Genomic DNA, 22303 nt, shown 5'->3' with positions numbered 1-22303 from the left:
TTGCGAGGTTAAAAACGGTATTCTCCGGCGACAAAAAAGCTATTACGTTCGTTAAAACCAAACTCGGTTAACACGTTAAAGTTCTGCGTAATTTCATATTGCGCCCCCACCAGCATATTCCACGGTGAAGAGAGCCGCTGCTTCACGTCAAACTTGCCCTGATCGTCTTTATTGACCGCGGCAATGAGCGGCTGGAGTTCCGGCGGCATATGCAGATCGGAGAGATTGCCTTTGAACTCCTGCTGCACGTTCTGGTACATACTGCCCACCCAGATACTTAAGTTTGACGGGCCGGCGATGCCTTGTAAATTAAAGCGATAGCCAATGCGCGGCGACACGGTGGTGGCCGAGATTTTACCGTCAAGGATATCGAAGTCGGTACGGGTATAGTTGGTATCGATCAGGCCGAACCAGTTGCCATAGCCGCCGGCGAGGGTAAACCCGGTTCCCCAGGTGGTGCCTTTAAAATCGAGCGCAAAATCAATATCCTGCAACTGTCCGTTTTCATGAAGTCGATGTACGGATCCGGCAATTATTCGGTCGATCCCGGTATATTTTGAGGGATCGGCGTCAACCGACACTTTTGATAGCGACGATCCGCTGGTATGCCCGGCGATGCCGTAGATATTTAAAAAAGGAAACACCCACATATCCAGACGCAGGTTCTCGGTCTTGCTCTTCTGTCGCGTATGTCCCGCATCGATGGCGAACATATCGCCCGGTATCGGATGATTTCCGAGCTTCAGTCCGGAAAAAGAGATACTGTCGACCAGGATATCCTGGCGAATATTCATATAGCTTAAATTAACCCCGAACGGCAGCGGGATCGAATATCCACGCGCCCTTGCCTCATCACCCCAAATCGGAAAATAGCTGTCGTTACTGTTGCCGGAACTGTCGGTCGTGCTGGCCCCCCAGGCGGTGCCCGACGTTAACAACAACGTAAGTACGATTTTAGTCCATCTCATTTTTTTCTCATCTGACCTTAAAGTCCGGAACCCACATTAAAATAAAGCGCCTGTTCATGTTCGCTGAAGGCGATATCAATCCCCGTCTGTAATCCATACTGGCGCGCTATCAGGTAGCGAAACCCGGTCCCCCACGCCACGTCGGTTTGCTCCCACAGAGAATGGGCTTCGTCAGCGGCGCTGCCGATACCGACAAACCCTTGTAGGATCCAGCGCGGCTGAAATTCCCAGGCAAGCTGAGTCTGCGCCGTACTGACATAATCGCCCTGATAGCGGTAACGAGAAATCCCGCGTAATTCGATATACGGGCGAGCCATTGGCGTCAGGCGCTTATCATGGTGGGTCAACGACTGGTAGTTGCCAGCCACGGCGAGCGTCAGCGTGCGGCTCAGAGGGATGTAGTATTTCCCATCTACAGAGAACTGATCGTAATGATAGTCGCCACCAAGCAATGAACGGAAAAATCGATACTCGCTTTGTACCGATAACCCCTTCTTAGGGTAGAAAAAATTATCCGTAGTGTCATATTCCGCCACCACGCCCAGCGCCGATGACGCGCTCTCCTGACCCAGCACCTGCTGCCAGACCCGATTAACGACCGGGTTATCGGCGGAAACCTCGGTTTTCGCATACACCTGAGAGGCGCCGACAAATATCGGCGTGTCGCCGACGCGAAACAGCAGTTTTTGCAGACCGCCATAGCCGCGGGTCTGCGAGTGGATAGCGGTATTTTTATTAAAACTGCTCAATACGTCGGAATAGATATCCAGTTTAATATTGGCGTAGCCCAGCAGCACCAGATAGCGAATACGGTCATTATTCCAGGTATGCCGGTGGCCGCCGCCGACAAACCAGGTCCCGTTCTGCGTTCCGCCGCCGCCAAAAGCGGTGATCGGCGGCGAAATAAAATTATCGCCATCCCGCGTCCCTTTACCGTGTAAAAAGAGACCAAACAGCCCCCCGCCATAGCCGACCGCCGGCTCGGTTATCGCCATCGGCACCGGCAGGAATCCGTACGGGTTATCCTGCAGATAGCGGCTCATATCCAGCATGCCATCTTCGGGATCGAACAGTTCGGCGCAAGCGGCGGGAAGGGAAAGTGGCACGAGGAGCGCCAGCAATATGGTCGGTAGCGAAAATGTCATGCACTCTCCGGCGTCGTGATGGGTTCTGAATGCCCATGTAGCTGAAGAATAATGGGTTTCATGGTAATAAAAAATATATCCTATGGTGCCATGAACGACCAATTTTCGGTCGGCGGTTTTTTTTAATTCTGGACAAATTAGCCAGCGAAAAGGGCATAGAAAGCCAATTATCCGCAGCAAAATTATGCCGGCGCTGAGTATTTAGTCACCTGGATGAGTGACAGTGTCACATAATCTGGCACGAATTCGCCCGCGGCCGGGATTGTAATCAAAAAGTGAATGCCGTATAACATGGCGCAACCGAGGGGTGTCCCGTGAGGGCTGAGATGGCGTAAGCCGAACCCTTTGAACCTGATCTGGGTCATGCCAGCGAAGGGACGGGTCGGCAATTTTGCCAGTTTACCGCCATTGCCTGTTCATACTTCCGCACACCCGGATCTCCCCCGCAATCAGGAGGTCCTGTGATTCTGCCGATCTTTACCCAGGGTATTTATGGTCGTCTGCGCCAGCAGGCGGGATGCGACTGGGAACAATACGTTGCCCATCCTTTTCTCCGCCAGCTTGCCGAGGGTACCCTGCCCGAACGCGCCTTCCGCCGCTATCTGACTCAGGACTACCTGTTCCTGATCCACTTTGCCCGTAGCTATGCCCTGTTGGTCAGCAAACTGCGCACGCTCCCGGAGATGCGCGCCGCGGCCGCCTCAATGAACGCGATTCTTGGCGAACTGCCGCTGCACGTCGGCTATTGCGCGGGCTGGGGGCTGGACGAAGCGACAATGGCCGCCGAAAGCGAAGCGCCGGAGACGGTGAACTATACCCGCTACGTGCTGGATATCGGTCACTCCGGCGATGCGCTCGATCTGCTGGTGGCGCTGATGCCCTGCGTGGCAGGCTATGCGGAAATCGGCCTCGGATTGCTCGACAATCCGGCCACCCGACTCACCGACAACCCCTATGCCTCCTGGATCCGTAACTACGGCGATGCGGGCTACCTTGACGGCGTCACGGCGGCAATCGATCTGCTGGAGCGCGTCTGGCAGCAGCGCGGCGCCGAATCGCGCGTCGCAGAGCTGAGCGCCATCTTCACCACGGCCACCCGTCTGGAAGCCAACTTCTGGCAGATGGGACTGAATGCCGCGGCGGTCGCTCAGTGACGGCTCCGACTATTGCGGTGCGGGAATTAAGCCTGCGCTTCGGCTCGCGGGTCATTTTTGACAAGTTGTCGTTTGATATTCCCGCTGGAGAGTGGGTTTCGCTGCTGGGAGCCAGCGGTGCCGGAAAAACCAGCCTGCTGCGAATTATCGCCGGACTGGCCGCCCCCACCCACGGTCAGATTCAGGCCAGCGACGGTCGCCCGCTGGCCCCTCGTCTGGCCTGGATGGGGCAAAAGGATCTGCTCTATCCGTGGCTAAGCGTGCGCGACAACGTGGCGCTTGGCGCCCGCCTGCGCGGAGAGCGCGTCGATCGGCAGCGGGTTGCGACGCTATTAGAGCAGGTGGGTCTCAGCCACTGCGCCGACGATCGTCCGGCGTCGCTCTCCGGCGGCATGCGTCAGCGGGCGGCGCTGGCGCGCACGCTGTATGAAGATCGGCCGATCGTGTTAATGGATGAGCCTTTTTCTGCGCTGGACACCCTCACCCGCACGCGTATCCAGACCCTGGCAGCGGAACTGTTGACTCAGCGTACGGTGGTGCTGATTACCCACGACCCGATGGAAGCCTGCCGGCTCAGCCATCGCCTGCTGGTGCTCTCGCCGCCGCCAGGCGGCATTGATGACTCCCATCATCTGACGGGGATACCGCCGCGGGCGCCGGACGATCCGGCGCTGCTGAAGGGACAAGCCGCGCTGCTGCAACAGCTGATGAGGGCCAACGGATGAGAGGGAAACTTTTCCGCGGCGGCGTCGTGTTCTGCGGCCTGCTGATATTTTGGTGGCTGCTCAGTCGCAGCGGTATCCCTGCATTCCTGCTGCCGTCGCCATCGGCGGTGGCTGCCGCCCTGTGGAACAACCGCAGCTGGCTGGGCTGGCACACGCTGGTTACCTTGAGCGAGATCCTCAGTGGCCTGACGCTCGGGGTGCTGCTCGGCGTGGTGTTGGCCCTGTGCATGATGATCTCGCCGCGCCTACAGCGCTGGCTGATGCCGCTGGTGCTGACCAGCCAGGCGATTCCGGTTTTCGCCCTCGCCCCGCTGCTGGTGCTGTGGTTTGGCTTCGGGATGAGCGCCAAAGTGATGATGGCGGTTCTGGTGATTTTCTTCCCCGTGACCTCGGCATTTTTTGACGGCCTGCGGCGGGTCAATCACGACTACCTCGATCTGGCCCGTACGATGGGCGCCTCGTCAGGAGCGCAGCTCCGACATGTTCGCCTGATGGCCGCCCTGCCGGCGCTGGGTTCCGGCCTGCGCATGGCCGCTGCCGTGGCGCCAATCGGCGCGATCATCGGCGAATGGGTCGGTTCCGCCGAAGGACTGGGCTATGTGATGCTCAATGCGAATGCGCGCATGCAAACCGATGTCTGCTTTGCGGCGCTGTTTATTTTAGTACTGCTGACCATTCTGCTATGGCTGGCAGTGGATGCTCTATTACACCGGCTGATCAACTGGACACCGGAATAAGGAATAATCATGCGTAAACCCGTTTTCACCGCCATCACATTAACCGCGCTTATCAGCGGACAGGCGATGGCCAACGAGAAGCTGACCCTGGTGCTGGACTGGTACATTAACCCGGACCATGCGCCGATTATGGTGGCGGAACAGATTGGCGCCTTTAAAGCGCAAGGACTGGACGTTAAGATCGTCCCGCCGTCTGACCCGGCCCTGCCACCGCGTCTGGTGGCCGCCGGTCAGGCGGATCTGGCTATCACCTATCAGCCGCAGGTGCACTTTTTCGCCGATGAGGGTCTGCCGCTGGTGCGGGTCGGTACCTTGATTAACTCGCCGTTGAACACGGTCATCGCCCTGGATAAAAGCATCAAAACCCCTGCTGACCTGAAAGGCAAAAAAGTCGGCTATTCGGTCAGCGGTATCGAGCAGGCTACGCTGGCGACGATGGCGCAACATGCCCATATCGATCCGCAAAGCATCAAGCTGATTAACGTCAATTTCCAGTTGACCAGCGCCCTGTTGGCCGGCCAGGTTGACGCGGTGATTGGCGGCTATCGTAATATTGAAGCGCTGGAGCTCAAGCTGCAGGGTAAAGACCCGCAGGTGATGAATGTCGAAGATTTCGGCGTTCCGGCCTACGACGAGCTGGTGATTGTCGCCAATCGCGATGAAATTCACGCGGCCAAAATCAAAAAGTTCCTCGTCGCGCTGCAGGAGGGAGTGACCTATCTGCGAGCGCATCCGCAGGAAACCTGGCAGGCTTTTGCCGCCGCTCATCCGGAGCTGAATACCGAACTGAACCAGCAGGCCTGGCAGCAGACAGCCCCCCTGTTTGCCGGCAATCCCGCGGCGCTGGATAAGGCCCGCTACGAGGCTTATGAACAGTTTTTATATAACAACAAGTTGGTTAAAAAAATCACACCTTTAACTCATTATGCGGTCGAACTGCATTGAGTAACCATACTGCTGACGGAAGAATTTCCGTCAGCTACTTTAGCGAAGCGGTAATAAAACCCGGCGGTTTCCCTCACTAAGAATTACACTTTTAATGGTTTTATAACACTTTAAATAAATCATATAAATCAATGTATTACCATTGATTTGCGTTGTGTAAAAATAACGTAAAAATACCTCAATAAATAAAACATTGAATGACGATTTAAAAAGCCATATATTGTGCGCGCTTTATGAATGGCGATTCATTTTCTAAAACCAATTATTCAACCAGTGTTCAACCGTAACGCTGGTTGTGGGAGTGATATGATGACGGATAAAGTCCGTATTGATACTTTAAGTGCAGATTTATTGGACGCGAACAACGAAACCTTTTTGGCCCGTCAGGCTGAATTCGAATCGAACGTCAGGAGTTACCCGCGCAAGCTGCCTCTGGCTATCGCAAAAGCGGAAGGCGTGTGGTTAACCGATGCGGATAACAAACAGTACCTGGATTGCCTTGCCGGCGCGGGTACCCTCGCTCTTGGTCACAACCACCCTGATGTGCTGCAAAGCATCCAAAGTGTCATTACCAGCGGCTTGCCGTTACATACCCTCGATCTGACTACCCCGTTAAAAGATCGCTTCTCCGAATACCTGCTCTCATTACTGCCGGGAGAAGGTAAAGAATACTGCCTGCAGTTCACCGGCCCGTCCGGCGCTGACGCCGTAGAAGCGGCGCTGAAGCTGGCGAAAAAATACACCGGCCGTTCTTCGGTTATTAGCTTCTCCGGTGGCTACCACGGTATGACCCACGGCGCGCTGTCGGTAACCGGCAACCTGTCACCGAAAGAAGCGGTCAATGGCATGATGCCAGAAGTGCAGTTTATGCCGTATCCGCATCAGTACCGCTGCCCGCTGGGTATCGGCGGCGAAGCGGGCGTGAAAGCGCTGACCTACTACTTCGAAAACCTGATCAACGACGTGGAAAGCGGCGTGCGTAAACCGGCGGCGGTGATCCTCGAAGCCGTTCAGGGCGAAGGCGGCGTGAACCCGGCTCCGGTTGAGTGGTTGCAGCGCATCCGCAAAGTGACTCAGGAACACGGCATTCTGCTGATCATCGACGAAGTTCAGGCTGGCTTTGCCCGTACCGGTAAGCTGTTTGCCTTCGAACACGCCGGCATTGAGCCGGACATTATCGTGATGTCGAAAGCCGTCGGCGGCGGTCTGCCGCTGGCCGTTCTGGGTATCAAGAAGCAGTTTGATGCCTGGGAACCGGGCCACCATACCGGCACCTTCCGCGGCAACCAGCTGGCGATGGCCACCGGCTTGACCACCCTGCGTCACCTGAAAGATAACGATATTGCTGGCAAAGTGGCCGCGCAGGGCGAATGGCTGAAAGGCAAACTGGCCGATATGCAGAAGCGTTTCCCGGTCATGGGTCACATTCGCGGTCTGGGTCTGATGATCGGGATTGAGATCGTCAACCCGAACGGCGAGCAGGATCATATGGGCTGCTACCCGGCTGACGGCGCGCTGTCCGCCCTGCTGCAGAAGAAATGTTTCGAAGCCGGCCTGATCCTCGAACGCGGTGGCCGCGGCGGCTGCGTCCTGCGTCTGCTGCCGTCGCTGCTGATCAGCAACGCCGAGCTGGAAATTTTCCTCGACAAATTTGAACAGGCCATGCTGGCCGCCGGTGTCAAACCGGTCTGAGTGGAGCGAGTGACCGCAATGTCCAAATTGAATCCGATTCTTGCTGGTTCGCCGCAAAGTATTGAGGCTTATCAGCAGGCGATCGCCCAGACCAGCCAGGCCGTCTCGCAATGGTTGCAGCAGCCTGAGATGTATCAAGGTAAAAGCGTCGCCGAACTGCGCGAGCGCATTACCCTTGAGTTCACCGAGCAGGGTCTGGGTAACCAGGCGGCGATTGAACGTGCGATCGAGTACTTCCTGAAAGACAGCCTGTCGGTACATCACCCGCAGTGCGTGGCGCATCTGCACTGCCCGAGCCTGGTGGTTAGCCAGGCGGCGGAAGTGCTGATTAACGCCACCAACCAGAGCATGGACTCCTGGGACCAAAGCCCGTCGGCGACCATCATTGAGATGAAGCTGATCGAATGGCTGCGTGCTCAGGTCGGTTACCCGGCAGGCGACGCCGGCGTCTTCACCAGCGGCGGCACCCAAAGCAACCTGATGGGGCTGATGCTGGCGCGCGATGCCTTCTTCGCTCGTCAGGGGCACTCCATCCAGCAGGACGGTCTGCCGGGTGACGTGCGTCAGTATAAAGTGCTGTGCTCTGAAAATGCCCACTTCTCAGTGCAGAAGAACATGGCGCTGATGGGCCTCGGCTACCGCGCCGTGACGCTGGTGAAAACCGACGAATTTGCGCGGATGGACGTCGCTGACCTGAAAGCGAAAATTGCCGAAGCGCAGGCTAACGGCGAGCAGATCATGGCGATCGTCGCCACCGCCGGCACTACCGACGCGGGCGCTATCGACCCACTGCGTGCTATCGCCGGCGTAGCGGCGGAACATCAGATCTGGCTGCACGTGGATGCGGCATGGGGCGGCGCGCTGCTGCTCTCTGAGCAGTACCGCGACTATCTGGACGGCATTGAGTGCGTGGACTCCATTACCCTGGACTTCCACAAACAGTTCTTCCAGACCATCAGCTGCGGCGCGTTCCTGTTAAAAGACGCGCGCCACTACGAGCTGATGCGCTACCAGGCGGCCTATCTGAACTCCGAGTTCGATGAAGAACACGGCGTGCCGAATCTGGTCGCCAAATCGCTGCAGACCACCCGCCGCTTCGATGCCCTGAAGCTGTGGATGGGTCTGGAAGCGCTGGGCCAGAAACAGTACGCGGAGATCATCGATCATGGCGTGACCATGGCGAAAAACGTCGCGCAATACGTTACATCTCAGCCGACGCTGGAGCTGGTCATGCAGCCGCAGCTGGCGAGCGTGCTGTTCCGCTCTCGTCCGGCGCAGATGGCCGGCAGCGATGATGCCGCTATCGCCCTGCTCAACCAACGCGTCGGGGATGCGCTGCTCGATTCCGGTCGGGCAAACGTCGGGGTGACCGAGCATAACGGCATGACCTGCCTGAAGCTGTCGCTGCTGAACCCGATCGTGACGCTTGAGGACGTGAAGGTGCTGCTGAATCTGGTGGAGCGCACCGCGCAGGAATTGCTGGCGAAGTAACATCCTTGAGCGGGACGGTAGTTGACTGCCGCCCCGCTCAACACTCTTTGTGGCGAAACTTGCTGAAAAAAGCCGATAACTGACCTTATCGGCTTTTTTATCTCGCTCTGCGGACCAGAAATAAGTGACACTGTCACGATTAAATTACTGACCGGGCTACTGATGACCTGTCAGGCCATCCTCTGACCGCTGCAACGCAGCGCCAGCGCGACTTTACCCCACTCAGGCTCTCGCCTCTTGTAACAACTGCTGGATCATCTTCTCCTGCTGCACATAGTCCCCTTCGCCAAAAGCGGTGTAGCGCAGCTTGCCCTTTGCATCAAACAGATAATGCGCAGGCCAATACTGGTTGCCAAAGGCATTCCAGATTGCGTAACCGTTATCCGCGACAACCGGATACGGCAGCCGCCATTTCGCCACCGCCTCACGCAGTGCCGGCAGCGAACGTTCCCACGGGTATTCCGGCGTATGTACCCCCACAACCAGCAGCCCAGCGGCGCGATATTTGTTTGCCCACGCGCGTACATACGGCAAGGTGTGCTGGCAGTTAATACAATCCCGGGTCCAGAAGTCGATCAGAACCACCTTCCCCTGCAGATCGGCCGGGCGCAACGGCGGGCTGTTGATCCACGCGTTACCGCCGAGAAGCGCGGGCAGGTCGCGGGTTGGCTGTGGCGCGACAAGCGGTTGCAGCCGCGTTGTTTGTGCCCGCTGCGGTAAACTGGCGCTCAGACGTTGCTCCAGCGACTGCGTCAGACCATTTGCGCCTTGCAAGTAACGATCCGCTCCGCTGGCAATCAATGTCACCGAGGCGAGGATCGCCACCCCCGCCAGCTGACGCAACCGCTGGCTAAAGGCCAACCCGTGCTGCAGACGCACCACCAGCTGTGAGCCCAACCACCACAGTAGCGCCAGCATCAGGGCGCAACCGCTGCCGTAGGCGGCCAGCAGCAGGCCCGTGGTCACCGACTGGCCGTTAAGAAACGCAAAGCTCAGGATCGCCCCCAGCACCGGCCCGGCGCAGGGGGCCCACAGCAACCCGATGGCAAGCCCCGCCAGCAGCGCCGGGAATCCACCGGCATGGCGATAGCTGCGATCGTTGATACGGTTGCCCAGCGCCACCAGCGGTGAAGTCAGCCGTTGGGCTACGCGTTGCGAGAGCAGGCTCAGCCCCACCAGCGCCAGAAAAATCAGCGCCAGCCAGCGCCCGGTTAGCGTCAGACTGACGATGCCGCTGCTGGCCAGCGTCACCAGCAGCGATACCCCGGTAAACATCAGCACCATCCCGGCAAGCAGGAGCAGCAGATGGCTGCGTTTACCGTGAAGGTTAGCAAAGATGAGTGGGATTACCGGTAAAGTACACGGGCTTAGCAGCGTCAACATACCGCCGAAAAAAGCTATCAGAAGAGACATCATATTCACCTCGTTATCAACCTGCGGCCGGTCATGGCAGCAGGCGTATTACAACAGGCGAATGTCGTTATAAAGTGTCTGAATTTACGGATTTTTGTCTGTTTAGTTGTCTGTCTCAGCGGGAGATACAGACGGATACAAAACCGCGGCGTCGAGACGAATAATCGCTTCTAATCCCCCTTCCGGGCGGTTAGCCAGACGAAGCGTTCCCGGCATTTGGCTGGTCAGTTGGGCGGCGATCGCCAGCCCGAGTCCGGTACCGCCGGTTTCGCGGTTGCGCGAATTCTCCAGGCGAAAGAACGGTTGCAGCACCTCTTCCAGGCTCGTTTCCGGGATCCCCGGACCGTTATCCATCACCTGGATGATGGGATCGCCATTCGTTGCATAACTCAACCGAATATCGACCCGTTCAGCGAACTTTAAGCCATTGTCGATCAGATTGGTCATGATTCGGCGCAGCGCCTGGGGCTGTGTCAGCACCACGCGCCCTTCTTCGGCGGCAGTGAAGGCGACCGGTCTGCCGACATCGGCATAATCCAGGACGATGCTGTCGAGGAAGGCGTTCAGATCGAGGCGTTGGCGCTTCTCTTCCAGCGGCTGCGCCGAGCGGGCAAAGGCAATCCCTTCCCTGACCAGACGACTCATATTGTCGAGGTCCTGCAACAGCTTATCGCGTAGTTCCGGCGCGTCGGTCATTTCCAGCCGCAGCTTCATGCGCGTAATCGGCGTCTGGAGATCGTGGGAGATCGCCGCGAGGATCCGCGCGCGTTCCTGCAGATGGTCGCGAATGCGCGTCTGCATCGCGTTGAACGCCCGGGCGGCGTGCTGTACTTCCACCGGCCCCTGTTCCGCCATCATCCCCGGGTCGCTGTTCGCCGGTTGCAGGGCGTCAATCGCGTGGGTAAAGCGAGTCATCGGATGCACCACCTGGCGCACAGCATACCAGGCGCACGCCAGCAGTAGCAGGAACTGGACAATCAGCACCGCCGGGAGCCAGCGGGCAATCGCCGGCAGCCGCGGCCATAAATCAATGCTCAGCGGCGCTCCGTCATGCAGGGTGATATGTGCCTGAATATGTTCACGCGGACCGGGTACCGCAATAATGCTGACCGGATAGCTGCCGCTCAGCGCTTGCTGCAGAGAACGCACCGCGTCGCGGGAACGCCAGCTGTCAGGATAGTGTCCGCTGGCGCCGGCGGACAACCGGTAGCGATAGTTGCCACGCGCCAGTCGCGCCAGCCACTGCGGACGCTCGGCGGCGGGAAGTCGGTCAAGGATCGCCACGCTGGTCGCCACGTCGTACTCCAGGTTTCCCAGCATCACGCTGCGGGCGCTGCTCATCCGCTCATACAGCAGCAGCGAAAGCGTCAGGGCATTAGCCAGCAGTAAGGTGAAGAAAATCATCAGCATCAGCCGTGAGCGCAGAGAGGCGGGCCACAGCCTCATTCGCGGGCCTCGCGAATGGCGACCGGGACGGAGAGGACATACCCTTCGCTACGCACGGTTTTGATATAGGCCGGTTCGCGGGCATCTTCCCGCAATCGCTGGCGTAAGCGGCTCACCAGCAGATCGATGGAACGCTCAAACAGCTCGGCATCACGTCCCTGGGTCAGGTTCAGCAGCTGGTCGCGGTTGAGCACCCGCTGGGGATGGTCGAGAAAGACTCGTAGCAGTCGGTATTCTGCCCCACTCAGCGCGACGATAGTGCCGTCGTTATCCAGCAGATGGCGCGCGGAAGTATCCAGTTGCCAGTCGCCAAACGCAATCAGCCTGCCGGCTTCGGTAATTTGCAGATTGGGTGGCAGCGCACGCGTGCGCCGCAGGATTGCTTTAATCCGCGCCAGCAGTTCCCGGGCGACGAAGGGTTTGACCAGGTAGTCATCGGCGCCCATTTCCAGACCCAGAATGCGGTCGCTGTCGTCGGTACGTGCGGTTAACATCAGTACCGGGATATTTTGCTGACCGTGGCTACGCAGCTGACGACAGAGAATCAGACCATCATCGCCGGGGAGCATAATATCGAGGACAATCAGATCCACATGCTGCCCCTGCAGCACTGACCACATCGCTTTACCGTTTGCGGCGCCCGTGGCGCGGTATCCCGACTTATTCAGATAATCGGTCACCAGTTCACGAATATCGTGGTCGTCATCGACAACCAGAATATGGTCAATATGTTCCACTGCAGGCTCCGTGGTGAATGAAGGCAACTCAACAAGAATATGCGCTGTTGCCGGAAGCGCAAATCGCCGCCTCCGACGCACGCGCTACAGACGGTCGGCATCGACCACCGCTTTAACAAAGTCGGCGGGATCTTCCTGCGGCGGATTGTGGCCGATGTTGCCGGTTAACGTCCGGTGCTCATACTTGCCGCTAAATTTCGCCCGATAGCTTTCTGGCGTCGGGTGCGGCGCGCCATTGTTGTCGCCCTCAAGGGTGATAGTCGGGACGCCAATCGTCGGCAGTAGCGCCAGTTTCTGTTCATAGGCGGCATATTTCGGTTCGCCTTTATCGATGCCCAGCCGCCAGCGATAGTTACTGATGGTCACGGCAACATGGTCCGGGTTTGTCAGCGCTTTGGCGCTTTGTGCGAATTCGGCATCGCTGAAGGCCCAGCCCGGCGAGGCCTGATGCCAGATCAGCTGCGCAAAATCGCGCGTATTCTGCCGATAGCCCGCCTCGCCGCGGGCGGTGGCGAAATAAAACTGATACCACCAGGAGAGTTCCGCCTGCGGCGGCAGCGGTTTGGCGCCGATGTGCTGGCTGCCAATCAGATACCCGCTCACCGAAACCAGTGATTTAACCCGCTCCGGCCACAGCGCCGCCATGATATCGGCCGTACGCGCCCCCCAGTCAAACCCGGCCACATCGGCCCGTTTTATCTGCAAGGCGTCCATCAGGTGAAGAATATCTGCCGCCATGGCCGAGGGCTGTCCGTTGCGCGGCGTATTTGCAGAGAGAAAACGGGTGGTACCATAGCCACGCAGATACGGCACGATGACGCGGAATCCTTGCTTTGCTAACGCTGGCGCGACCGCCGCATAGCTATGAATATCATATGGCCAGCCGTGCAGCAGGATAACCGGCTGACCGTCACGCGGACCGATATCGACATAGCCGATATTCAGATCGCCGGCCTGAATCTGTTGAACATGATCGAATGCACTGGCATCGTCCGCCGCGCAAACGCCGGCTGACCACAGAGCTGACAGCGCCAGCATCAGCGCGCTACCGTTACGGACCCGAGATAATCTGTTCATAAAGCCACCTGTTAACTGAAAGAGAAGAGAGGACGCAGACAGTTAACCAGCGTTTTGTATACGGCATATGCGCAGAAAGGCGGGGTTTTGTATCGCGATGTATTGCTCCCCCTGCAGATACATTGGGATACAGACGGAAGGACCACTGTGCGGGCTAACGCCTACGTTAAGCCCTCAGCGGCCTGTTAGGCGTGTGGAACGTCCGGCTCCAGATAGTTGGCCACGAAGCGGGTTAATATTCCCGCCGCGACCGGACATGCCTCCACCTGATCCAGCAGTTGCCGGGGATCGATTCCCTCTCTCCGTAGTACCTCATCACGATAGTGGATCAATGAACGCGCAATTTCAGGGGTAAATTCCGGATGGAACTGCGTGGACAGCGCATGGCGGGTATAGCGCACTATCTGGTGGGGATCGTGCGCTGATGCGGCCAGCACCGTCGCATTCGGCGGCAGCCTGACGACCGTTTGCAGATGGCTGAGGTGCGCAGGGAAATGGGCCGGCCGGTCGCTTAACAGCGGGTCCGTTCGTCCGGCAGCGGAAAGCGTAATCGCCTTGCATCCCGTTTCGCGTCCTGCCGGATGATACGCCACCTCGCCACCGAGCGCGTCGGCCATCAGCTGATGACCGTAGCAGATACCAAATAATGGCATCTCCACCGCCATCGCCAAACGGATCCACGCGGCGGTTTTCTCGCTCCACGCCAGCCGATCGGTGACCATCGCCCACGAGCCGGTCATCACCGCCACGGTCTGGCTATCCGGAGCGGGCAGCGTTTCCCCCGCATAGACACGCACGGTGGCGATCTGCTGACGCCAGGGCGCAAGCAGCCGACCAAACCACAGCGGAAGATCGCCATGTTCGGCCTCAATTTCCGCCGGCGGCGCGCCGGTCTGCACAATAAGAAGTTTGTTTCTCAACGCCATAGCCCGTTACCCTTCGATGCTTTCTACAGTCCTTTCACTATGGAGAAAGGCGGCTGTTTCGACAAATAACCAATCTCTATGAGTGACACCCTGCGGGAATAAGCGCTGCAGAGCAAAGAAGTGCAAAAGTAAACCTCGCCCGGCCAGCACAACGCCGGGCGATACTCTCCTGCTCTACTGCGCGTCGGCGCTGTCTATCTGCGGAACGCTGGCTTCAGCCCCTTGCGCAATATCAGGCGCGTTGGCCGGATCAAAGATGTGGTCAAGGATAGCGCGCGCCGTTGGCCCGGCGACAACGCCGTCGCCGCCGCCGTTTTCCAGAATCAGCGCCATCGCCACCTTTGGATGCTGATACGGAGCAAACAAGGTATAGAAGATATGATCGCGTAATCTGACCGGGATCATCTTCGCATTGTAGGTCTGATTCTCCTTCAGACTGAAGACCTGCGAAGTACCGGACTTCGCGGCAATCTGATACGGCGCGGTATGAAACAGTTTATAACCGGTGCCGTTAGGCAAGTTAGCCATACCGTACATCCCGTTGCGCACGATGCCCCAGTACGGCGATTTCGGATCGCCCACCTGCGGCGTATTGTTCGGCGGCTGATAGCGCTCAACCTTATTGCCGCGCTTCATGGAATAGAGCAGATGGGGATTTTTTACCTTGCCGTTGTTGAGCAGCGTCGTCAGCGCCTTCACCATCTGGACAGGCGTAGCGATCCAGTAGCCCTGGCCGATCCCGACCGAAATGGTGTCCCCCTGATACCACGGCTTTTTATGTACCTTCTGCTTCCACTCGCGGCTCGGCAACACCCCGGCATACTCTTCATTCAAATCAATCCCGGTCAACTGCCCGTAGCCAAACTTGCTCAGCCAGCTGTGAATGCGGTCAATGCCCATTTCAAAGGCCACCTGATAGAAGAAGGTGTCCGCCGACTCCTCAATCGCCTTGGTCACGTTCAGCATCCCATGCCCGGTTTTAAGCCAGTCGCGGTAGCGGCGCTGGGTACCGGGTAGCGTCCAGGTCGGCGCACCGAAAAAGGTCGTGGTAGGGGTAATCACGCCAGCGGAAAGTGCCGACAGCGCCATATAGGGTTTCACCGTCGATGCCGGCGGATAGAGCCCCTGGGTCACGCGGTTAATCAGCGGGCGGTCCGGGTTATCGAGCAGAGAACGGTAGGCCTTATAGCCAATCCCTTTCACAAACGGATTCGGGTCATAGCTGGGACTGGAGACCATCGCCAGCACCCCGCCGTCGCGCGGATCGACCGCCACCACCGCCGCACGCTGCCCCTTCAGCACCCCTTCAATGTACTGCTGCAGGTGCAGATCCAGCGTCAGGTAGATATCCTTCCCGGCCACCGGCGGCACCTCTTTCAGCAAACGCACCACGCGACCATGGTTATCGACTTCCACCTCCTGATAGCCGGTGGTGCCGTGGAGCTCTTTTTCGTAATAGCCTTCAATACCCTGCTTGCCGATATTATGGTCGGCGGCATAGTTCTCCGCCTCGCCGTTTTTGGCCAGCCGTTGCAGGTCGCTGTCGTTGATTTTCGATACATAGCCGACCACGTGCGCCAGCTGGGCACCGTAGGGGTAGTCGCGCTGCTGGTAGCTCTCCACCGTTACGCCTGGAAAACGAAACTCGTTCACCGCAAAGCGTGCCACTTCAACATCGCTCAGGGCCGACTTCAGGGTCACCTGCTTGTAGCGACCGTTGTGGTGCATATCATCGCGGAAACTGGCGATATCATCGGGGGTCAAATCCACTATCGGGGTCAATGCGTTCAGCAACGCGGTCATATCGGCAATTTTGCTCGGGATCACCTGCAGGCGGTAGAGGGTGATGTTCTGTACCAGCGGGATACCGTTGCGATCGAAAATAAGCCCACGGTCTGGCGCGATAGGCAGCATTTTAATGTCATTCTGATTCGATCGGGTCTGATAGAAATCGTGCTGCTTAACCTGTAAACGGTAGAGGTTAAAAATCAGCACGCCAAAGCAGACCACCACCAGTAGAAACGCGATCGCGGCACGACGAATAAACAGCATCTCTTCCGCTGAGTGATCGCGAATTTCATCTCTCAATAGGGTCATTAGCGGCAATTCACTTGAGTTTGAATAAAGGGCGAAAAAAAGAAAAAGCGCAGCAGAATAGCGTTATCGAGGCGCCAGCCCTACAGAAAGGTTGCTAATGATTTAGCAGAAATGTTTCAGCATGTTAGATGCCAGACAGGCGCTAGCCCCCACCAGGGGATGAAACGGGTGTGACATTGTCACAAAATGGCCTCTGGCCTCTGTCCGCTGAAGACAGAGGCCCTGGGGTCAGCCGCGGGTCAGCCAGGCCCGCCAGCCTCCGTAAGCGGTAATGTCGGTGGCACCCTGCAGACCGTATCCTTCGCAGATAAAACCGCTCAACCAGCGTCCGTCGGACAGTTCGACTTTGCCTAGCCCCAGCGGTGCGGGAATGGCTGCCAGCAATGAGCCCAGCTCAGACGAAGGCAGCTCCCAGACCTCCACGGCGATGGCCGCGCCGTCGTTTTCGTCACGCACCATCCCCGGACGGCGCCCGTCGGCCAGCGCATACAGCCGATAGCGCGGGGCGCTGTGCATGGCCGTCAGCAGACGCCCGCCCCGCTCCCGCAGTTGCCCGTTCAACGCCAGGCCGTCAAGATGGGCGCCGCAGACCACCAGCGGCATGCGATCGTGGCTGCCGGTGGCCGCAGGCAAGGCAGCGTCCAGCTGGCTCCCGCCGACCAGCGGTAGTGGCTGCACGCGCTGGAAAGCGTCGGCCACTCCGAGAAGGTACTGGTCGGTGAAGGCCCGGCCGAACAGGGTGACGCCGGAGGGCAAACCGTTTGCCAGAAAACCGACCGGCACATTCACCGCCGAATAATCCAGCAGGTTCATAAAGTTGGTGTAGTAGCCGAGATCGGCATTGCGCTGCACCGGCTCGGCCTCCAGTTCAGCCAGCGTCACCGGACGCGGACAGGTCGGGGTCAGGACGCAATCCAGCGTTTCAAGGATCGCGTCACACTGCGCCTTATACGCCTGCAGCTGGTACATTGCCCTGAAGGTCGTCACCGCGTTGGTACCCGGCGCTTTCGCCAGCACGTCGCGAATCACCGGCAATACCGCCTCCGGCTGCTGCTCGATTAGCGCGCCCACCACCGCATACCGTTCCGCCACCCACGGGCCGTCGTACAGCAGGCGCGCGGCGGCAAGAAACGGCGTCATATCGAGGTTGACCGGTACGCCGCCAAGGGCAATGAGCCGCGCTTTGGCCTGCATAAACAGCGCCTCGCTCTGCGCACAGCCAAGGAAATTCAGCGTCTGCGGCACGCCGAAGCGAAATCCCGGCATCGGGACGCCGAAGGCCTGACGGCTGTTCCACTGCGGGTTGCGGCGACTGTAGGCGTCTCGAGGATCCGGCCGTGCGGTCAGGGCCAGCAGCCGACTGGCCTCATCGGCGGTGGCAGTAAAGAATGTCGTACAGTCGAGGGTCCGACAGGCCGGCACCACCCCGGCGGTAGAGATCAGCCCCTTGCTGGCCTTCAGCCCCATCAGGTTATTCAGTGAAGCCGGGACTCGTCCGCTGCCGGCGGTGTCCGTTCCGAGGGCGAAGCTGGCCACCCCGAGCGCCACAGCCAGCGCTGAACCGGCGCTGGATCCGCCGGAAGGATAATCCGCATGATAAGCGTTACGACAGCGGCCGTAGGGCGAACGCGTTCCGTTCAGGCCGGTGGCAAACTGATCGAGATTGGTTTTGCCGACCGGAATAGCGCCGAGGGCAATCAGCTGGGCCACGACAGTGGCATCCTCAGTCGCGGTGCGGGCAAAGGCCGGACAGGCAGCGGTGGTGGCAATGCCCGCAAGATCGATATTATCTTTGATGGCGAACGGCACGCCGTACAGCGGTAGCGTCTCCGGCGCAACCGTATCCAGCGCCGCCAGCCAGGGCTCCTGCTCCTCCGCCGTCAGTATATGAATAAACAGCTGATACTCCGGATTCAGCGCCTGCGCCTTCTGGCGGAGATCGGCCAGCAGCGCCCGCGGGGTCAATTCGCCGCGGCGGTAAGCCTCTGCGAGGGTCGCAAGGCGTAAATCAAAGGTTGGCTGACTCATACGTTCTCCTCCAGGATCACCGCCACACGTTGCCCGGCGCGTACCGACGCCCCTGGCTGAACATTCATCTGTTGCACCACGCCGTCGCACGGCGCCAACAGCGGGATCTCCATTTTCATTGACTCCAGCACCACCAGAACGTCGCCGGCGCGAACATGACTCCCCGCGGCGGCCTGCACTTGCCACAGATTGCCGGAGATCGGACTCTCCACGCCCTGCTGTCCGCGCTGCAGCGGCGCCTCGTCACCCGCGTCAGCCGCTACCTCCTGGCTATCGAAATGCGCCTGGCCGCTGGCTATCCAGCGCTCGCGTTCCTCATTGAAGGCGCGCTGCTGATGCTGGCGAAAAGCGTCGATACTTACCGCTTCCCGCTGCAGAAACTGCTGGTACTCCGCCAGCCTCAGGGTACTGTGCTCAATGCGCAGCGGATAGCGGCCAAGCGGGAAATCGCGGCGGATCTGTTGCAGTTCATCGGCAGAAACCGGGTAGAAACGCAGCTGGTCGAAGACGCGCAGCAGCCAGGGTTTACCGGCGAAGTCGGCGACCTCGTGATAGCGATTCCACATCTGCAGCGTACGGCCGACAAACTGGTAACCCCCGGGACCTTCCATACCATAGACGCACAGATAGGCTCCGCCGATCCCCACCGAGTTTTCCGCCGTCCAGGTACGCGCCGGATTGTATTTGGTGGTCACCAGTCGATGACGCGGATCGAGCGGCGTCGCCACCGGCGCGCCAAGATAGACATCGCCCAGCCCCATCACCAGATAGCTGGCGTCGAACACCGTCTGCCATACCGCCTGTTCGTCAGGTAAGTCGTTAATCCGGCGGATAAATTCGAGGTTGCTCGGGCACCATGGCGCGTCGCGCCGCACGGTCGTCATGTATTTATCGATAGCCGTGCGGCAAGCCGGGTCGTCCCACGACAGCGGTAGATGTACCACCCGGGTCGGTACCTGCAGATCGTCGCTGACGCACACCGCCGCCCACTCCACGCTCACCCAACTCAACAGCGCGTCAAGCGTCAGGGTTTCCGGCTGGAAATGAATTTGCAAAGAACGAATACCCGGCGTCAGGTCAATTACCCCCGGTCGGGAGCGGCTCTCCAGCGCCTGCATCAGAGCATGAATGCGAAAACGCAGCACCAGATCGAGCTCCGCCTCTCCCGCTTCCAGCAGCAGATGGGTATCGCCGGAAAGACGGGCCACCAGACGCTTATCTGCTTCTGCGCAGCTCATCACCACGGGGGAAGTTAACGGCGCGGGCTGCCACGCAACAGGCATCGCCTCAAGCGTCGCCAGCTCATCCCGGTAGCCTGCCGCCAGTCGACGGGCCGTAGACAGATCCACGGCAACAAAACGCACCTTGTCGCCGGCTTTCAGCTGCCCCAGCTGCCAGAGATCGGCTTCAATCACCGTCACCGGGCAGACGAAACCGCCGAGGCTCGGGCCGTCCGGGCCAAGAATAACCGGCATATCGCCGGTAAAATCAACCGCGCCGACGGCATAAGGGTTATCGTGAATATTCGACGGATGCAGCCCCGCGTCGCCGCCGCTCTCGCGGGCCCACAGCGGTTTAGGACCTATCAGCCGCACGCCGGTACGGCTGGAGTTGAAATGCACCTCCCAGTCGGTGGCAAAAAACGTATCAATGTAGTCCGCGGCAAAAAATTCCGGCGCGCCGTGCGGGCCGTAAATCACCCGCAGGGTACGCACGGCCGCCAGCGGCGGTACCAGCACAGCAGGCAGCGCGGCGCCGGTGTCCCCCCTGCCGTCTGGCGCCAGATGCAGAACATCCCCGCTGCGCAACGCGCGTCCGCCATGGCCGCCAAACTGTCCAAGCGTAAAGGTACTTTTGCTGCCCAGATAATCCGGCACCTGAATGCCGCCGCGCAGACAGAGGTAGCTCCTGACCCCCGCCCCTTCGATGGCGCCGATTTTCAGCGTCGCCCCGGCCGGGATACGGAATACACGGTTCATCTCTTGCGCGATACCGTCAAGGGTAACCGGAACGCCGGCGCCGCTCACCACCGCCAGGGCTGCACAATGAAACTTCAGCGCTGGCCCGCTGAGGGTAATTTCCAGCGCCGCTTCTCCCGGCGGGTTATCCAGCAGCCGGTTGCCGAGGCGCAGCGCCCGATCGTCCATCGGCCCCGACGGCGGGACGCCCACCGCCCAATAGCCCAGCCGTCCGGGATAATCCTGGACGCTGGTCTGCGTCCCGGCGCTGAGCACCTCGACGGTTGCGGCCCGATAGCTCAGCTGTTCCAGGCAACGGGTCCAGGGCTCACCCTGTACAAAGGGTTCAAAGGCCAGAATCTGCTGGAGGTAGATGCGGTTAGTTTCCACGCCATACAGGCGGGTGTTCGCCAGCGCCTGGGTCAGTTCAGCGATCGCCTCTTCGCGGGTTGGCCGCCAGGCGATCATTTTAGCCAGCATCGGGTCAAAAAAGGGCGGCACGTCGCAGCCGGCCTCCACCCAACGGTCGATACGAAGCGTGTCGCCGTCCGCCGGCGGAAAGACCACTTCGGTCAGCAAACCTGGCGAAGGCTGAAACTGACGGCCCGGATCTTCGGCATAAATACGCGCCTGGATAGCGTGCCCCCGTGGTGTCAGGTCGGCCAGCAGCGCAGTGAGCGGCGGTAAATCCCCGGCCGCCAGCGCCACCATCCAGCGTACCAGGTCGACGCCCCACACCTGCTCGGTGACGCCATGCTCAACCTGCAGACGGGTATTGACCTCGAGAAAATAGAAGCGCTGCGCCGCGCTGTCATAGACAAATTCGACCGTCCCGGCGCTGCGATAGCTGACCGCTTTGCCCAGCGCGACCGCCGCCGCGCACAGCGCATCCGCCATCCCCGCCGGTAGGTTCGGCGCCGGGGTTTCTTCCAGCACTTTCTGGTTCCGACGCTGTATTGAGCAGTCGCGCACCCCAAGGGCGATGACCTCGCCCTGCCCGTCGCCGAATATCTGCACTTCCAGATGGCGCGCGCGTTCAATGTATTTTTCGATAAACACGCCCGCATCGCTAAAGTTATTCTGCCCCAGCCGCTGTACGGTCTCAAAGGCGTCCGACAGCTCGCGGGCGTCGCGACAGACGCGCATCCCGATACCGCCGCCCCCGGCGGTGCTTTTTAACATCACCGGGTAGCCGATGGTGTCCGCCGCCCGACACGCTTCGCCGCTGTCGGCCAGCAGACCGGTCCCCTCCAGCAGCGGCACGCCCTGCGCTTTAGCCAGCGCCCGGGCGGTGTGCTTCAGGCCAAACGTGCGTAGCTGAGCGGGAGTCGGGCCGACAAACGCCAGCCCGGCAGCTTCACAAGCCTCGGCGAAGGCAGCGTTTTCCGATAAGAAACCGTAGCCGGGATGAATAGCTTCGGCCCCGCTTTTTAAGGCAGCGGCGATGATTTTTTCCGTCACCAGGTAAGTTTGCGCCGCCGGGCCGTCGCCGAGGCCGATTGCCTCATCGGCTTCGCGAATATGCAGGCTGCTGAGATCCGCGTCGGAATAGACCGCCACGCCCTTCACCTGCATCGCGCGCAGGGTGCGCAGAATTCGACAGGCGATGGCGCCGCGGTTAGCAATCAGTAAGGTTTTGAACATACAAGGGACTCACGTCGTGGCGGGTCGTCCCGCAAAAAAATTCGACGTCCCCGGGGCCGTCCCCGAGGCGCGCAGGCGTTCAGGGCTTGCGCGATGGTGTGCTTAACAGGCGGTCGGCGC

The 22303-nt window shown here is 59.4% G+C and carries 16 protein-coding genes and 1 riboswitch; of the genes, 6 read left to right on the top strand and 10 right to left on the bottom strand.

Annotation, left to right across the window (positions count from 1 at the left end; all coding sequences use genetic code 11):
• Positions 1-8 precede the first annotated feature (8 nt).
• Entirely contained in the window at positions 9-968 is a 960-nt protein-coding gene (locus tag MC50_RS21290) for a porin family protein (RefSeq protein ID WP_102990887.1), read from the bottom strand.
• A 17-nt stretch (positions 969-985) separates the two neighbouring features.
• Positions 986-2113, bottom strand: a complete 1128-nt coding sequence (locus tag MC50_RS21285) for a BamA/TamA family outer membrane protein (RefSeq protein ID WP_047664893.1) — start codon at positions 2111-2113, stop codon at positions 986-988.
• A gap of 293 nt (positions 2114-2406) precedes the next feature.
• A riboswitch (TPP riboswitch) is annotated at positions 2407-2508 on the top strand.
• A 66-nt stretch (positions 2509-2574) separates the two neighbouring features.
• Here MC50_RS21285 and MC50_RS21280 point away from each other — a divergent pair.
• The 6 genes from MC50_RS21280 (at position 2575) to MC50_RS21255 (ending at position 8857) form a co-directional block, all read left to right on the top strand.
• Positions 2575-3267: a TenA family protein gene (locus MC50_RS21280; protein ID WP_032696212.1), complete on the top strand. Its 693-nt coding sequence runs from the start codon at positions 2575-2577 to the stop codon at positions 3265-3267.
• Positions 3264-3992 (top strand): ABC transporter ATP-binding protein, encoded by a 729-nt coding sequence (locus MC50_RS21275; RefSeq protein ID WP_047664892.1) that lies wholly within the window; start codon positions 3264-3266, stop codon positions 3990-3992. Before MC50_RS21280 ends, MC50_RS21275 begins: the two co-directional genes overlap by 4 nt.
• Complete coding sequence (locus MC50_RS21270; protein WP_032687751.1) at positions 3989-4729, top strand: ABC transporter permease; 741 nt, start codon at positions 3989-3991, stop codon at positions 4727-4729. The genes MC50_RS21275 and MC50_RS21270 overlap by 4 nt, the downstream gene beginning before the upstream one ends.
• Before the next feature lie 9 nt (positions 4730-4738).
• The gene (locus MC50_RS21265; protein ID WP_032687753.1) at positions 4739-5674 is read left to right on the top strand and encodes an ABC transporter substrate-binding protein; all 936 of its coding nucleotides are present in this window, start codon (positions 4739-4741) and stop codon (positions 5672-5674) included.
• A gap of 306 nt (positions 5675-5980) precedes the next feature.
• On the top strand, positions 5981-7366 hold the full coding sequence (locus MC50_RS21260; protein ID WP_015584344.1) for a diaminobutyrate--2-oxoglutarate transaminase: 1386 nt from the start codon (positions 5981-5983) through the stop codon (positions 7364-7366).
• A 9-nt stretch (positions 7367-7375) separates the two neighbouring features.
• Positions 7376-8857, top strand: coding sequence for a pyridoxal phosphate-dependent decarboxylase family protein (locus MC50_RS21255; protein WP_190306310.1), 1482 nt, complete (start codon positions 7376-7378; stop codon positions 8855-8857).
• Positions 8858-9079: 222 nt separating this feature from the next.
• Here the strand turns inward: MC50_RS21255 and MC50_RS21250 are convergent, their stop codons facing one another.
• The 8 genes from MC50_RS21250 to uca form a co-directional block, all read right to left on the bottom strand.
• Positions 9080-10270, bottom strand: coding sequence for a cytochrome c biogenesis protein/redoxin (locus MC50_RS21250; RefSeq protein WP_102990888.1), 1191 nt, complete (start codon positions 10268-10270; stop codon positions 9080-9082).
• A 102-nt stretch (positions 10271-10372) separates the two neighbouring features.
• Entirely contained in the window at positions 10373-11716 is a 1344-nt protein-coding gene (locus MC50_RS21245) for an ATP-binding protein (protein ID WP_047664889.1), read from the bottom strand.
• Positions 11713-12453: a response regulator gene (locus MC50_RS21240; RefSeq protein ID WP_047664888.1), complete on the bottom strand. Its 741-nt coding sequence runs from the start codon at positions 12451-12453 to the stop codon at positions 11713-11715. The genes MC50_RS21245 and MC50_RS21240 overlap by 4 nt, the downstream gene beginning before the upstream one ends.
• A gap of 84 nt (positions 12454-12537) precedes the next feature.
• A complete protein-coding gene (locus tag MC50_RS21235) occupies positions 12538-13530 on the bottom strand; it encodes an alpha/beta hydrolase (protein ID WP_047664887.1) in 993 nt (330 codons plus the stop codon).
• Positions 13531-13715: 185 nt separating this feature from the next.
• Positions 13716-14456: a glutamine amidotransferase gene (locus tag MC50_RS21230; protein ID WP_047664886.1), complete on the bottom strand. Its 741-nt coding sequence runs from the start codon at positions 14454-14456 to the stop codon at positions 13716-13718.
• A 174-nt stretch (positions 14457-14630) separates the two neighbouring features.
• The gene (gene mrdA, locus MC50_RS21225) at positions 14631-16553 is read right to left on the bottom strand and encodes a penicillin-binding protein 2 (protein WP_032699867.1); all 1923 of its coding nucleotides are present in this window, start codon (positions 16551-16553) and stop codon (positions 14631-14633) included.
• A gap of 228 nt (positions 16554-16781) precedes the next feature.
• The gene (gene atzF / locus MC50_RS21220) at positions 16782-18581 is read right to left on the bottom strand and encodes an allophanate hydrolase (RefSeq protein WP_047664885.1); all 1800 of its coding nucleotides are present in this window, start codon (positions 18579-18581) and stop codon (positions 16782-16784) included.
• A complete protein-coding gene (gene uca, locus MC50_RS21215) occupies positions 18578-22183 on the bottom strand; it encodes an urea carboxylase (protein ID WP_047664884.1) in 3606 nt (1201 codons plus the stop codon). The genes atzF and uca overlap by 4 nt, the downstream gene beginning before the upstream one ends.
• Positions 22184-22303 lie beyond the last annotated feature (120 nt).

Origin of the sequence: Klebsiella planticola, assembly GCF_000783935.2 — a bacterium.
GTDB lineage: Bacteria > Pseudomonadota > Gammaproteobacteria > Enterobacterales > Enterobacteriaceae > Klebsiella > Klebsiella planticola.
This window is presented reverse-complemented; position numbering and strand designations above follow the sequence as displayed.

Coding starts and splice junctions, on each gene's coding strand:
- MC50_RS21290 (WP_102990887.1), bottom strand. CDS start 968: ATGAGATGGACTAAAATCGTACTTACGTTGTTGTTAACGTCGGGCACC.
- MC50_RS21285 (WP_047664893.1), bottom strand. CDS start 2,113: ATGACATTTTCGCTACCGACCATATTGCTGGCGCTCCTCGTGCCACTT.
- MC50_RS21270 (WP_032687751.1), top strand. CDS start 3,989: ATGAGAGGGAAACTTTTCCGCGGCGGCGTCGTGTTCTGCGGCCTGCTG.
- MC50_RS21265 (WP_032687753.1), top strand. CDS start 4,739: ATGCGTAAACCCGTTTTCACCGCCATCACATTAACCGCGCTTATCAGC.
- MC50_RS21260 (WP_015584344.1), top strand. CDS start 5,981: ATGATGACGGATAAAGTCCGTATTGATACTTTAAGTGCAGATTTATTG.
- MC50_RS21250 (WP_102990888.1), bottom strand. CDS start 10,270: ATGTCTCTTCTGATAGCTTTTTTCGGCGGTATGTTGACGCTGCTAAGC.
- MC50_RS21245 (WP_047664889.1), bottom strand. CDS start 11,716: ATGAGGCTGTGGCCCGCCTCTCTGCGCTCACGGCTGATGCTGATGATT.
- MC50_RS21235 (WP_047664887.1), bottom strand. CDS start 13,530: ATGAACAGATTATCTCGGGTCCGTAACGGTAGCGCGCTGATGCTGGCG.
- MC50_RS21230 (WP_047664886.1), bottom strand. CDS start 14,456: ATGGCGTTGAGAAACAAACTTCTTATTGTGCAGACCGGCGCGCCGCCG.
- mrdA (WP_032699867.1), bottom strand. CDS start 16,553: ATGACCCTATTGAGAGATGAAATTCGCGATCACTCAGCGGAAGAGATG.
- atzF (WP_047664885.1), bottom strand. CDS start 18,581: ATGAGTCAGCCAACCTTTGATTTACGCCTTGCGACCCTCGCAGAGGCT.
- uca (WP_047664884.1), bottom strand. CDS start 22,183: ATGTTCAAAACCTTACTGATTGCTAACCGCGGCGCCATCGCCTGTCGA.